General features: G+C 72.1%; 11 protein-coding genes. 8 read left to right on the top strand and 3 right to left on the bottom strand.

From position 1 onward, the window contains the following. Positions 1-265: 265 nt before the first annotated feature. The 3 genes from AC4H2H_RS13605 (at position 266) to phoH2 (ending at position 4,239) form a co-directional block, all read left to right on the top strand. Positions 266-904, top strand: coding sequence for a PadR family transcriptional regulator (locus AC4H2H_RS13605; RefSeq protein ID WP_494371348.1), 639 nt, complete (start codon positions 266-268; stop codon positions 902-904). Next, entirely contained in the window at positions 901-2,517 is a 1,617-nt protein-coding gene (locus AC4H2H_RS13600; protein WP_494371347.1) for a DHA2 family efflux MFS transporter permease subunit, read from the top strand. Before AC4H2H_RS13605 ends, AC4H2H_RS13600 begins: the two co-directional genes overlap by 4 nt. Before the next feature lie 345 nt (positions 2,518-2,862). Further along, entirely contained in the window at positions 2,863-4,239 is a 1,377-nt protein-coding gene (gene phoH2 / locus AC4H2H_RS13595) for an RNA 5'-3' helicase PhoH2 (protein WP_494371346.1), read from the top strand. On the opposite strand, the gene AC4H2H_RS13590 is transcribed toward phoH2, so the two are convergent. Further along, positions 4,161-4,472: an FUSC family protein gene (locus AC4H2H_RS13590; RefSeq protein ID WP_494371345.1), complete on the bottom strand. Its 312-nt coding sequence runs from the start codon at positions 4,470-4,472 to the stop codon at positions 4,161-4,163. The genes phoH2 and AC4H2H_RS13590 overlap by 79 nt on opposite strands. A gap of 217 nt (positions 4,473-4,689) precedes the next feature. Here AC4H2H_RS13590 and AC4H2H_RS13585 point away from each other — a divergent pair, with 217 nt between their 5' ends. After that, the gene (locus AC4H2H_RS13585) at positions 4,690-6,219 is read left to right on the top strand and encodes an MFS transporter (protein WP_494371344.1); all 1,530 of its coding nucleotides are present in this window, start codon (positions 4,690-4,692) and stop codon (positions 6,217-6,219) included. A 310-nt stretch (positions 6,220-6,529) separates the two neighbouring features. Here AC4H2H_RS13585 and AC4H2H_RS13580 read toward each other — a convergent pair whose 3' ends face one another. Both AC4H2H_RS13580 and AC4H2H_RS13575 read right to left on the bottom strand, forming a co-directional pair. Then, the gene (locus AC4H2H_RS13580; protein ID WP_494371343.1) at positions 6,530-7,987 is read right to left on the bottom strand and encodes a class II fumarate hydratase; all 1,458 of its coding nucleotides are present in this window, start codon (positions 7,985-7,987) and stop codon (positions 6,530-6,532) included. Positions 7,988-8,083: 96 nt separating this feature from the next. After that, positions 8,084-8,761, bottom strand: coding sequence for a carbonic anhydrase (locus tag AC4H2H_RS13575; RefSeq protein ID WP_494371342.1), 678 nt, complete (start codon positions 8,759-8,761; stop codon positions 8,084-8,086). A 126-nt stretch (positions 8,762-8,887) separates the two neighbouring features. On the opposite strand from AC4H2H_RS13575, the gene AC4H2H_RS13570 reads away from it, so the two are divergent. Genes AC4H2H_RS13570 through AC4H2H_RS13555 form a run of 4 tightly spaced genes read left to right on the top strand, consistent with a single transcriptional unit; the run spans position 8,888 to position 13,335 of the window. Then, entirely contained in the window at positions 8,888-10,180 is a 1,293-nt protein-coding gene (locus AC4H2H_RS13570; RefSeq protein WP_494371341.1) for an extracellular solute-binding protein, read from the top strand. Next, positions 10,177-11,187, top strand: coding sequence for a carbohydrate ABC transporter permease (locus AC4H2H_RS13565; RefSeq protein WP_494371340.1), 1,011 nt, complete (start codon positions 10,177-10,179; stop codon positions 11,185-11,187). Before AC4H2H_RS13570 ends, AC4H2H_RS13565 begins: the two co-directional genes overlap by 4 nt. Continuing rightward, positions 11,187-12,038, top strand: a complete 852-nt coding sequence (locus AC4H2H_RS13560; protein ID WP_494371339.1) for a carbohydrate ABC transporter permease — start codon at positions 11,187-11,189, stop codon at positions 12,036-12,038. The genes AC4H2H_RS13565 and AC4H2H_RS13560 overlap by 1 nt, the downstream gene beginning before the upstream one ends. Positions 12,039-12,081: 43 nt before the next feature. After that, on the top strand, positions 12,082-13,335 hold the full coding sequence (locus AC4H2H_RS13555; RefSeq protein ID WP_494371338.1) for an ABC transporter ATP-binding protein: 1,254 nt from the start codon (positions 12,082-12,084) through the stop codon (positions 13,333-13,335). Positions 13,336-13,400 lie beyond the last annotated feature (65 nt).

The following is a 13,400-nucleotide window of genomic DNA, read 5'->3' as shown; positions in this document are numbered from 1 at the left end:
ACTGCCGACCGTACGCCGCTTCGGACCCCGTCGCCCCCGACCTGCGCGCGCCATCGCTCGTGTGCCCCCACACGCCGTGCCGCCGCGCCTACGCGTGTGCGCGACGCGCAGGGACGTCCGCCCGCGTCGCGCACGAAGGTCCGCGCGGAGAAGTCAACGGGTCGACACAGCCCTGATCCAGGCGTATATTCCGACAGGAATATTCCTCTCGGACCCAGCGATCCTGAACGTGTCCGCCCTCGAACCCGTCTCTCGGAGCCGCCGCGTGCCCGTACCGCGCCTCAGCCCTGCCGCCACGCTCGTCCTCAGCGTCCTGCGCGACGGGCCGCTGCACCCGTACGAGATCCTTCTGCGGCTCCGCAGGCGTCGCGACGACCGCCTCGTCCGGCTCAACCCCGGTGCCGTGTACCACGCCGTGGACCGGCTGGAGCGCGGCGGGCTCGTCGAGCGCGCCGGCGTCGAGCGCGACGGCAACCGGCCCGAGCGCACCACCTACGCGATCACCCCCGCCGGAGCGGCCGCCCACGCGGCGCGCAGCGTCGAGCTCGTGCGCGACACGTCGCCCGAGTACCCGGGGTTCCCCGTCGGGCTGGCGCTCCTGCGCGACGTCGGACGCGAGGAGGCGGTGGCCGCGCTGCGCGCTCGCCGCGAGGGCCTCGCTGCCGCGACCACCGGCCATCTCGAGAACCTCGACGAGCTCGTCGCCGACGGCCTCCCGCGTCGCTTCCTGCTCGACGCCTCCTACGAGCAGCACATGGTGCACGCCGAGCTCGCCTGGCTCGACGCGACGCTCGCGGAGATCGAGAGCGGCGACCTGAGCTGGACCGACCAGCCGTCCGCGAGGTTCCGATTCCCGACGGCTCCCGGAGCCACCGACACCCCTGACCGCCAGGAGAACCCGTGACCACCCCCACGCCGCCGGCCGCGCCGACGAAGACCCCCGTCGTGCCGCTCGTCGACCTGCACGGCCGCAGCGCCTGGAGCATCCTCCCGCCGCTCATCCTCGGCTTCTTCATGATCATGGTCGACACGACGATCGTGAACATCGCCGTCCCCACCCTCCAGCGCGAGCTGGACGCGTCGCTCGTCGCCGTCGGCTGGGTGAACAGCGCCTACCTGCTCTCCTACGCGGTGCTGCTCCTGCTCGCCGGGCGCCTGGGCGACCGCTACGGGCCCAAGCCGGTGTTCGTCGTCGGGCTCGTGGTCTTCACGCTCGCGTCCGCGTGGTGCGGGCTGTCGGGCAGCATCGGGATGCTCATCGCCGCACGGGTGGTCCAGGGCGTCGGCGCGGCGCTCATGACCCCGCAGACGATGGCGATGATCACCCGGGTCTTCCCGCCGCGTCAGCGCGGCGCGGCGATGGGCCTGTGGGGCGCGACGGCGGGTGCCGCGACGATCGCCGGTCCGCTGCTGGGCGGCGTGTTCGTCGAGACCTGGGGCTGGGAGTGGATCTTCTTCGTCAACGTCCCGGTCGGCGTCGTCGCGCTGTGGCTCGCGTTCCGGCGGCTCCCACGGCTCGCGACGAACAAGCGCTCGTTCGACGTGCTCGGGGTCGTGCTGTCGGTGGTCGGGCTCTTCGCCGTGGTCTTCGGACTGCAGGAGGGTGGGACGTACGACTGGGGCACCATCGTCGGGCCGGTCACGGTGTGGGGGACGGTCGGGTTCGGGCTGCTCGTGCTCGTCGCGTTCGTCCTGTGGCAGCGGCACCTCGGCGACGCCGCCCTGCTCCCGTTGAAGCTGTTCCGCTCGCGCAACTTCTCGCTCGCCAACGTCGCCGGCATGTCGGTCTCGTTCGCGATGATCGGCATCTTCTTCCCGCTGACGATCTTCCTGCAGTCGATCCTCGGCCTGTCGCCGCTGCACGCGGCACTCATCAACCTCCCGGGCTCGCTCGTGTCGGGGATCGTCGCCCCGCTCGCCGGACGGCTGTCCGACCGCGTGCCCGCCAAGTGGGTCGTCGCGACGGGCTTCGGTGTGCTCGCGGTGGCCGTCGCGTGGCTCGCGGCGGTCGTCGCGCCGGGCGCGTCGGTCGTGACCATCGTCCTGCCCATGACGCTCTTCGGCGTCGGCACCGGGTGCGTGTTCTCGCCGCTCGCCAACCTCGCGACGTCGGGCCTCGACCACCGCACGGCCGGTGCGGGCGCCGGCGCGTTCAACACGACGCGCCAGGTGGGCGGCGTCATCGGGTCCGCCGCGATCGTCGCGACGCTCACCGCGCGCCTGTCCGTCACGCTCCCCGCCGCCGCGCAGGACGCGGCGGCGTCGCTGCCCGAGCAGCTCCGCCAGCCGTTCCTCGACGGGTTCGCGAGCGCGGGCGGGTCGCTCGAGGTGGGCGCGCCGCAGCTCCCGGCGGGGGTGCCCGACGACGTCGCGCGCCAGCTCTCGGACGCCGCCACGACCGCGTTCCACCAGGGCTTCGCGACCGCCGCCGGGCAGACGCTGGCCGTCACCGCCGCCGTGCTCGTCGTCGGGTTCGTGTGCGCCGTCGCGATGGCGCCGAGGCACGTCGAGCACTGAGGCTCCGCGAGATCGACCCGCCCGCGACGAGATCGACCTCCCGAAGGTCGATCTCGGACGCTCAGGCCGATCTCGCGGCGGCCCCCTCGGGGAGCGCCGCATGAACGGCGGGTTAAACCTCGACGACGCGCGCGCGTAGGGCTGGTGATCGGAATCACACCGGCGTAGTTTCGTCGGAGACGGACGGCACCACCGCCGTCCTCCGGGAGGCCAGCCGATGGGGTTCACGCTCCGCTCAGGAGGGCCGGCACCGGCGCTGCTGAGCCGTGGCTCTGACGGTCCAGCGGCCGGTCGCCCGCCTCGCCCGCTGAGACGACGGCGCTCGCGCGCCGGAGGGGAGCCCTCGTGGTCCGCACCTCACCCACCCCCCGCCCCGGTCCTGCTCCGGAGGACGACACCGGCGACGACACCCGTCGCACCTTCGTCGTCGACACGTCCGTCCTGCTGAGCGACCCGCGCGCGATCGGGCGGTTCGCCGAGCACGACGTGGTCCTGCCGGTCGTCGTCATCACCGAGCTCGAGGGGAAGCGCCACCACGCCGAGCTCGGGTACTTCGCACGCAGCGCGCTGCGCATGCTCGACGAGCTGCGCGTGAAGCACGGCCGCCTCGACGCACCGATCCCGGTCGGCGACGCCGGCGGGACGCTGCGCGTCGAGCTCAACCACACGGACCCGGGCGTCCTGCCGGCCGGGTTCCGGCTGGGCGACAACGACACGCGGATCCTCTCCGTCGCCGCGAACCTCGCCGCGGAGGGGCACGACGTGACGGTCGTGTCCAAGGACCTGCCGATGCGCGTCAAGGCGTCGGCCGTCGGGCTGCGCGCGGAGGAGTACCGGCACGAGCTCGCCGTCGACTCGGGCTGGACCGGGATGAGCGAGATCTCGTTCACGGACGAGGAGACCGCGGCGCTGTGGGAGCACGAGTCCGTCGAGATCGCGAGCCTCGACCCCGCCGTCGTGGAGGTGGCGGGCCCGCTGCACTGCCACACGGGGCTCGTCGTGCACTCGCCGCGCGGGTCGGCGCTCGGGCGCGTCACGGCGGACAAGCACGTGCAGCTCGTGCGTGGCGACCGCGACCTGTTCGGCCTGCACGGTCGCTCGGCCGAGCAGCGCGTCGCGATCGACCTCCTCCTCGACGAGAGCATCGGCATCGTGTCTCTCGGCGGCCGCGCGGGCACGGGCAAGTCGGCACTCGCGCTGTGCGCGGGGCTCGAGTCGGTGATGGAGCGCCGCCAGCACCGCAAGGTCATGGTGTTCCGGCCGCTGTACGCCGTCGGGGGCCAGGAGCTCGGGTACCTCCCCGGGTCCGAGGCCGAGAAGATGAACCCCTGGGCCCAGGCCGTCTACGACACGCTCGGCGCGCTCGTCTCCCCGCAGGTGCTCGACGAGGTGATCGACCGCGAGATGCTCGAGGTGCTGCCGCTCACGCACATCCGCGGGCGCTCGCTGCACGACGCGTTCGTCATCGTCGACGAGGCCCAGTCGCTCGAGCGCAACGTGCTGCTCACGGTGCTCTCGCGCATCGGGCAGTCGTCGCGCGTGGTCCTCACGCACGACGTCGCCCAGCGCGACAACCTGCGCGTGGGCCGGCACGACGGCGTCGCCGCGGTCATCGAGGCGCTCAAGGGCCACCCGTTGTTCGCTCATGTGACGCTCACCCGCTCCGAGCGCTCGCCCGTGGCCGCGCTCGTCACGGAGATGCTGGAGTCGATCGAGGTCTGACCTCGCGAGGTAGAACCCTGGTCGCGGACCAGGGTTCTACCTCGCGGTACCACGGTTCTATCTCGCCGTGGCGGGCGGCCGAGCGGCGCCGCGAGCAACGGCCAGGCCAGCAGGGCACCGGCCACGGTGCCCGCGCCGCGCTGGAGCGCCCGGACGACGGCGTGGCGGGGCGACTCCCCCTGGAGCACCGCGGTCGAGCCCATGATCGCCCGGGCCGCGTGGCCGAGCCCCACCGGCGGCGCCTGCGGGAGCGCGATCGGAGGCGCGGTCGGTGGCGGCCGTGATCGACGTCACCCCGGCGGCGACGGGCGAGGGAAGCATCGGGCGGGCTACGCTTGCCCGTCTGTCCGACCCCGCGGTTGGAGCGGCCGGGTCTCCGCGCAGTGCGCGTGACGACCGGGTCCGGGCTCGAAACCCCATGATTCTCCCCACCCGCGCAAAGGTCGCCTCATGTCCTCCAGCCCTGCCCCGGCACGCCTCGACGAGCCCACCTCCGGACGGGCGCTCGCGTCCGCTCCCGCGACGACTCGCACGACACCACCGGCCGACGGCACGCCAGACCGTTCTGCGAGGCGGTGGTGGATCCTCGTCGTCCTCGCCGCCACGCAGCTCCTCGTCGTCCTCGACGGCACGATCGTCAGCATCGCGCTCCCGCAGGCGCAGGTCGAGCTCGGGCTCTCCGACTCCCAGCGCCAGTGGGTCGTCACGGCGTACGCGCTCGCGTTCGGCGCACTCCTCCTCCTCGGCGGCCGGATCGCCGACTACTGGGGCCGCAAGCGCACCTTCCTGCTCGGCATGGTCGGGTTCGGCGTCGCGTCGCTGCTGGCCGGCTTCGCGCGCGACGGCGTCGAGCTGATCGCCGCCCGCGGGCTCCAGGGTGCGTTCGCCGCGCTGCTCGCGCCTGCGGCACTCGCGCTGCTCACCGTCTCCTTCCCGAGCGGCAAGGAGCGCAACACCGCGTTCGCCGTCTTCGGGGCCATCGCGGGGGTCGGGGCCGCCGTCGGGCTCGTGCTCGGCGGTGCGCTCACCGAGCTCGCGGACTGGCGCTGGTGCCTGTGGGTCAACGTCCCCGTCGTCGTCGTGGCGTTCGTGGCGGGCAAGCTCCTCGTCACGGAGAGCCGGGCCGAGGGGGACAACCGCTACGACGTGCTCGGGACGATCGTCGTCGTCCTCGGGCTCGGTGCGCTCGTCTACGGCCTCACGCTCGCCGAGCACAGCTGGACCGCGCCGGGGACCGTCGCGTGCCTCGTCGGCGGTGTCGCCATGCTCGCCCTCTTCGTCCTGGTCGAGTCCCGCGTGGCCCAGCCGCTGCTCCCGCTGCGCATCGTGCGCGACCGCGTCCGCGCGGGCGCCTTCCTCCTCCAGGCGATCGTGGGCGCGCTCATGATCGGCGCCCTGCTCTACCTGTCGTTCCACCTGCAGGTCGTCATGGGACTCTCGCCCCTGCGCGCGGGCCTCGGCTCCGTCCCGATGACGCTCGTCATCCTCGTGCTCGCGCCCGTCGTCACGACCCTGCTCCCCAAGGTCGGGCCGAGGCCGCTCATGATCACCGGGCCGGTGATCGCCGCCGCGGGCCTGCTCCTGCTGAGCCGCGTCACGGTCGGCGGCTCGTACGTCGCCGAGATCCTCCCGTCGCAGATCGTGCTCGGCGTCGGGCTCGCGCTCGTCCTGGTGCCCCTGCAGAACGTCGCCCTCGCGGGCGTCGCCCCGCACGACGCCGGCGCGGCGAGCGCGACGGTCAACGCGGCCATGCAGATCGGCGGCTCCGTCGGCCTCTCGGTCTTCACCGCCGTCTACGCCGGCGCCCTGCCCACGGCGTCCGCACCGGAGCTGACGGACCTGGTCGCCGGCTACTCCGCCGTCTTCGTCGCCGCAGCGATCACGATGGCGATCGGCGCCGTCCTCGCCGCCCTCCTGATCCGCGGCCCGAAAGACAAGCTCCTCCCGTCGGGCGACCACCAGGCCGTCCACCTGGGCTGACCGCCCGCCGTCGAGCCCGCCTCGACCAGGGTTCTACCTCGCCGGACCACGGTTCTACCCCGCCGGGCCACAGTTCTACCTGGCCGGACCAGGGTTCTACCTCGCCGGACCACGGTTCTACCTCGGCGAACCAGAGTTCTACTTCGCCGGGGGGTGGGTGAGCACGGGCTCGGGTGAGACGAAGAAGGCCAGGTGGGGTGGGGGCGCCGGTCGTGGCGGGTCTGGCGGGAGCGGGCGAGGAACGAGCCCGCGGATGGTAGACCGGCGCCCCCACCCCACCCGGCCACCCGGGTGAGCCAAGGACGAAACGTCAGCCGCGCGGCGGCCGCGTCATCGACAGCACGTCCAGTGCCGCGTCGAGCTGCTCCTCGCTGACCTCGCCGCGCTCGACGAAGCCGAGGTCGACGACGGCCTGGCGCACGGTGACGCCCTCCTTGACGGCGTGCTTGGCGACCTTCGCGGCGGCCTCGTAGCCGATGACGCGGTTCAGCGGCGTGACGATCGACGGCGACGACTCGGCGAGGGCGAGGGCCCTCTCGACGTTCGCGGTGATGCCGGAGACGGTCTTGTCGGCGAGGACGCGGGAGGCGTTGGCGAGGAGGCGGATCGACTCGAGGACGCCCTGCGCGATGACGGGGATCTGCACGTTGAGCTCGAACGAGCCCGAGGCTCCTGCCCAGGCGACGGTCGCGTCGTTGCCGATCACGCGGGCCGCGACCATGAGCACGGCCTCGGGCACGACGGGGTTGACCTTGCCCGGCATGATCGAGCTTCCCGGCTGCAGGTCGGGGATGAAGATCTCGCCGAGGCCGGTGTTGGGGCCGGAGCCCATCCAGCGCAGGTCGTTGCAGATCTTGGTGAGCGAGACGGCGATCGTGCGCAGCGCACCGGAGAGCTCGACGAGCCCGTCGCGCGCGGACTGCGACTCGAAGTGGTCGCGCGCCTCGGTGAGCGGCAGGCCGGTGTCCTCGACGAGGAGGGCGATGACGCGCTGCGGGAAGCCCGCGGGCGTGTTGATGCCGGTGCCGACGGCGGTCCCGCCCAGCGGGACCTCGGCGGCGCGGGGGAGCGCGGCCTGGAGGCGCTCGACGCCGTAGCGCACGGCAGCGGCGTAGCCGCCGAACTCCTGACCGAGGGTGACGGGCGTGGCGTCCATGAGGTGCGTGCGCCCGGACTTCACGACCGTCGCGAACTCGGCCGACTTCGCCTCGAGCGCCTCGGCGAGGTGCGTGAGCGCCGGCACGAGGTCGCGGACGACGCCGGCGGTCGCGGCGACGTGGACCGACGTCGGGAAGACGTCGTTGGACGACTGGGACGCGTTGACGTGGTCGTTCGGGTGCACGTCGCGACCGAGCGAGCGCGTCGCGAGCGTCGCGAGCACCTCGTTGGTGTTCATGTTCGACGACGTCCCGGACCCGGTCTGGTAGACGTCCACGGGGAAGTGGTCGTCGTGGGCGCCGGACGCTACCTCGTCGGCGGCGGCGACGATCGCGGTGGCCACGTCCTCGTCGAGCACGCCGAGCTCGGCGTTGGCGCGCGCCGCGGCCTTCTTCACCCGGGCGAGGGCCTCGATGTGACCCCGCTCGAGCGGCGTGCCCGAGATGGGGAAGTTCTCCACCGCGCGCTGCGTCTGCGCACGGTAGAGGGCGTGCGCGGGGACGCGCACCTCGCCCATGGTGTCGTGCTCGATGCGGTACTCGGTCGTGGACGCGGCCGTGGGACGGGTCTCGCCGGCGGCGGCGCCGGGGGCCTCGGGAGATGCAGTCATGAGGCCATCCTGCCGCACCGCACGAGGGCTCCGGCAACCCGCGTGAGCGACGTCACGACGCACGACGGCGAGGCGGACGCCCCGGCCCCGGGCGGCTCAGACGTCGGCGACGGGCTGCTCGCCGACGTCGCCCACGACGTCGACGAGGCGCGCGCGGCCCTCGGTGAAGTCGTACTCCACGCCGACGATCGCGCAGCGCCCCGCCGCGACCGCGGCGGCGAGCCCGGCCGAGTACGAGTGCAGCATGTCGACCGTGTTGCGCACGTGCTCGCGGCGCAGGACGTCGGGGTCGATGCTCTCGAGAGAGCCGCCTCCCGCGCTCGTGATCTTGGCGATCGACGGGATGACCCGGTCCACGACGGCGCGGACGAACCCGTCGGCCTGCGCGCCCGTCGTGAGCGTGTTCACCGCGGCCGCGACGGCGCCGCACGAGTCGTGCCCGAGGACCACGACGAGCGGTGCCGACAGGACGTCCACGCCGTACTCGATCGAGCCCAGCACGGTGGTGTCCACGACGTGCCCCGCGGTCCGCACGACGAACATGTCGCCGAGACCCTGGTCGAAGACGATCTCCGCCGCGACGCGCGAGTCGGAGCAGCCGAACAGCACGGTGTGGGGGTGCTGCGCCGACGACGTCTCGCGGCGTCGGTCGGCGCCCTGGGACGGGTGCAGCGGGGCGTCGGCGACGAAGCGGTCGTTGCCCGCTCGCAGCGTCGCCCAGGCCTCGGCCGGGGTGAGGGGACGGGGGGCGGCGGGTGTCGCGGCAGCAGTCATGGCACCCATGATCGCCCACCACGTCGTCCCAGGCGGGGGCGCGTTCGCATGGCGGGCGAGGAGAACCGGGTGTAGCCATGGAGGGGACGCCCCGGAGACGGGGAGCCGTGACGGAAGGGAGCCGACGTGCGCCGACGCACCCGAGCGCTCGCCGTCCTGGTCGCCGCCGGGCTCGTGGCGCCGCTCGCGGCGTGCGGCCCCGGCGACTCCGGGACGCCGGTGCTCACGTGGTACATCAATCCCGACAACGGTGGGCAGGCCGAGATCGCGGCGTCGTGCACCGAGGCCGCGGAGGGCGCGTACCGCATCGAGACGGAGCTCCTCCCGCGCGACGCCGCGTCGCAGCGCGAGCAGCTCGCACGCCGGCTCGCGGCGAAGGACTCGTCGATCGACCTCATGAGCCTCGACCCGGTCTTCATCGCCGAGTTCGCGGAGGCCGACTTCCTGGCGCCCGTGCCGGACGACGTCGCCGACGCGACGACGCAGGACGTCGTGCAGGGCGCGATCGACGCGTCGACCTGGAAGGACGAGCTCGTCGCCGTCCCGTTCTGGGCGAACACGCAGCTGCTCTGGTACCGCAAGTCCGTCGCCGAGGCCGCGGGCCTCGACATGACTCAGCCGGTCACGTGGGAGCAGATCATGCAGGCGGCGGAGGACCAGGACAAGCTGCTCGCGGTCCAGGGGGCCAAGGCGGAGTCGCTCACCGTGTGGATCAACGCGCTCGTCGAGGGGGCGGGCGGGCAGATCATCACCAACCCCGAGGCGCCGGCCGACGAGGTGGAGCTGGGCCTCGACACCGACGCCGGGACGGCCGCCGCGGAGATCATCGGAGGGATCGGCTCCAGCGGGCTCGGTGGCCCTGGCCTGCCGAGCGAGGACGAGCCGGCGTCGCTCACCAAGTTCCAGGGCGACAGCGGGTCCTTCATGGTCAACTGGCCGTTCGTGTGGTCCTCGACCCAGGGCGCGGTCGACGCCGGCTCGCTCGACCAGGAGCTGCTCGACGACATCGGCTGGGCCCTGTACCCGCAGACGGTCGAGGGCGAGGACTCCCGTCCGCCGTACGGCGGGATCTCCCTGGGGATCGGGGCGTTCGGCGCGCACACCGACCTCGCCTACGAGGCCGCGGAGTGCATCGTCAGCCCGGAGAACCAGGCGGAGTACTTCGTCACCAACGGCAACCCGGCGGCCAGCCTCCAGGCGTACGACGACCCGGACGTCCAGGAGGCGTTCCCCATGTACGAGGTCATCCGCGACTCGCTCGACCAGGCCGCACCGCGCCCGCAGACGCCGTTCTACAACGAGGTCTCCGGCGGCCTGCAGGACCAGTGGTACGCACCGTCGGACGTCGATCCCGAGACGACGCCGCAGCAGTCCGCCGAGTTCATCACCGCCGTCCTGCGAGGGGAGCGACTCCTGTGAGCACCTCGACCGACCCGGCGTCCCGCGGACGCCACGCCGCACCCGGGACCGACGACGCGCCGTCGGACACGGGTCGCGGCGCGCCCGACGCCGCGGCGAAGGCGGCGCGCAGCGACCGCTCCCGCGCCGAGGCCCGCCTCGGGTGGTACCTCGCCGGGCCGGCGTTCGTCGTCATGCTCGCCGTGACGCTCTACCCGATCCTCCAGGCGTTCTACGACTCGCTGTTCAACTACAAGCTCACCGCCCCGGACGACCGGGAGTTCGTCGGGCTCAACAACTACCTCGTCATCCTCACCGACCAGGTGTGGTGGAGCGACCTCGGCGTCACGCTCTTCATCACGGTGGTCACGGTCCTCATCGAGCTCGTCCTCGGCTTCGCGCTCGCGCTCGTCATGCACCGCGCGATCAGGCGCCTGCGCGGGCTCCTGCGCACCGCGATCCTGGTGCCGTACGGCATCATCACCGTGGTCTCGGCGTTCGCGTGGTTCTACGCGTTCGACATCACGTCCGGGTACGTCAACGCGTGGTTCGACTGGGTCCCGGGCGTCGGGCCCGAGCTCAACTGGTTCGCCCAGCGGGGCACGAGCCTGTTCGTCATCATCGCGTCGGAGGTCTGGAAGACGACGCCGTTCATCTCGCTCCTGCTGCTGGCGGGGCTGGCGCAGGTGCCCGGCGACCTGGAGGAGGCCGCCAAGGTCGACGGCGCGACGGCCTGGCAGCGGTTCACGCGGGTCATCGTGCCGAACATGAAGGCCGCGATCATGGTCGCCGTCCTGTTCCGTGCGCTCGACGCGTTCCGCATCTTCGACAACGTCTTCATCATGACGAACGGTGCCAACGGCACGGAGGTGCTCTCCCTCCTCGCGTACCGCACGTCGATCGGTCAGCTCCAGATCGGGATGGGCTCGGCGATCTCCGTGCTGCTGTTCCTGTGCGTCGTGGTCATCTGCTTCATCGCGATCAAGCTCTTCAAGGTCGATCTCGCCGGCGCGAGGGGGGAGAAGTGATGGGCAGCGTCCTGAGCACCCGGGCCAAGGCCTGGTGGGCCGTCATCACCGTCGTCGTCCTCGTCGGGGCGCTGTTCCCGATCGTGTCGATCTTCATGACGAGCTTCAAGGCCTCGAGCGACATCAACTCCGGGACGTTCCTCCCGCCGCGGTGGAGCACCGAGAACTACGAGCAGATCCTCGCGACCGGCGGTTCCGCGCAGGAGCTCTTTCTCTCGGCGCTGCGCAACTCCATCGGCATCTCGCTCATCGCGACGGTCATCGCCGTCGTCCTCGCGACGCTGTGCGCCTACGCGATCGCGCGCCTCGACTTCCCGGGCAAGCGGATCATCCTCACGACGGCGCTCGGCGTCTCGATCTTCCCCGTCGTCTCGATCGTCACGCCGCTGTTCAACCTGTGGCGCAACATCGGCCTCTACGACACGTGGCCCGGCCTCATCATCCCGTACCTGTCCCTGACGCTCCCGATCTCGATCTGGACGCTCGCCGCGTTCTTCCGCCAGATCCCGTGGGAGCTCGAGCAGGCCGCGCAGGTCGACGGCGCGACGCCCTGGCAGGCGTTCCGCAAGGCGATCGTCCCGCTCGCCGCGCCCGGCGTCTTCACGACGGCGCTCATCGCGTTCTTCATCGCGTGGAACGACTTCGTCTACGGCATCTCGCTCACGTCGACGAGCGCCGCGCGACCCGTCCCGGCGGCGCTCGCGTTCTTCACCGGCGCGTCGTACTTCGAGCAGCCGACTGGCGCGATCTCGGCGGCGGCCGTCGTGGTGACGATCCCCGTCGTCGTGCTCGTCGTGCTGTTCCAGCGCCAGATCGTCTCCGGACTGACCCAGGGGGCGGTCAAGGGATGAGCACCCCGTACCTCGCCGCACGCCGAACCCGAGGAGAGACCTGATGGCGTCGATCACCCTCAAGGACATCGTCAAGCGCTACGGGGACGGGTTCCTCGCCGTGGACGACGTGAGCCTCGACATCGCCGACGGCGAGTTCGTCATCCTCGTCGGCCCGTCCGGCTCGGGGAAGTCCACGGTTCTGCGCATGATCGTCGGGCTCGAGGACATCACGTCCGGCGAGCTCGAGATCGACGGTGAACGTGTCAACGAGAAGGCGCCGCGCGACCGCGACCTCGCGATGGTGTTCCAGAACTACGCCCTGTACCCGCACCTCACGGTCGCCGAGAACATCGCGTTCCCGCTACGCCTTGCGAAGGGCAAGCACAGCGAGGAGGAGATCCGCGGCAAGGTCGAGCGCGCCGCCGACATGCTCGACCTGCGCGAGCACCTCGACCGCAAGCCCGCGAACCTGTCCGGCGGTCAGCGCCAGCGCGTCGCCATGGGCCGCGCGATCGTGCGCGACGCCAAGGCGTTCCTCTTCGACGAGCCCCTGTCCAACCTCGACGCCAAGCTCCGCGGGCAGACGCGCACCGAGATCGCGCGCCTGCAGCGCCGGCTCGGCACGACGACCGTCTACGTCACCCACGACCAGACCGAGGCCATGACGCTCGGCGACCGCGTCGCGGTGCTGCGCCGCGGCGTCCTGCAGCAGGTCGCGAGCCCCCGCGGTCTCTACGAGCAGCCCGTCAACCTGTTCGTCGCGGGCTTCATCGGCACGCCGCCCATGAACTTCCTGCCCGGCGAGGTCTCGGGCGGGAAGATCGCGCTGCCGTTCGGGGAGTTCGACCTGCCCGAGGGCCTCGCGTCCGCCGTGGGGGACCGGGGACTCGTGATCGTGGGACTCCGGCCCGAGCACTTCGAGGACGCGCGCCTCGTCGACCCGTCGAAGAAGGACCGCGGCCACACGTTCGAGGCGCAGATCGACGTCACCGAGTGGCTCGGCGCGGAGCTCTACGCCTACGTGCCGTTCGAGATGCACGAGTCGGTCAAGGGCCAGCTCGACGAGCTCGACCGCGAGCTCGACGGCGAGGGCCAGCGCTCGCAGTTCGTCGTCGCGCTCGACTCCGCGTCGCGCGTCCGCGACGGCGACACGACGGAGCTGTGGTTCGACCCGACGAAGATGATGCTCTTCGACCCCGAGACGAGCGACAACCTCACGCGCGACGACGCCGAGGCCGAGCGGATCGAGCAGGAGAACGCCGAGGACCGCAAGCGGTCGCTCGAGCGCGCGCAGAAGCAGGACGCGCAGGTCTGACGTCTCGGGTCGGGTGTCGTGGTCGGGTCGGCGGGGGGGGGGGGGGGGGGGGGGGGGGGGGGGGA

This window comes from Cellulosimicrobium sp. BMG9.22 (genome assembly GCF_059159975.1).
The sequence above is the reverse complement of the archived record's forward strand: the minus strand, read 5'-3'. Positions and strand labels throughout refer to the sequence as shown.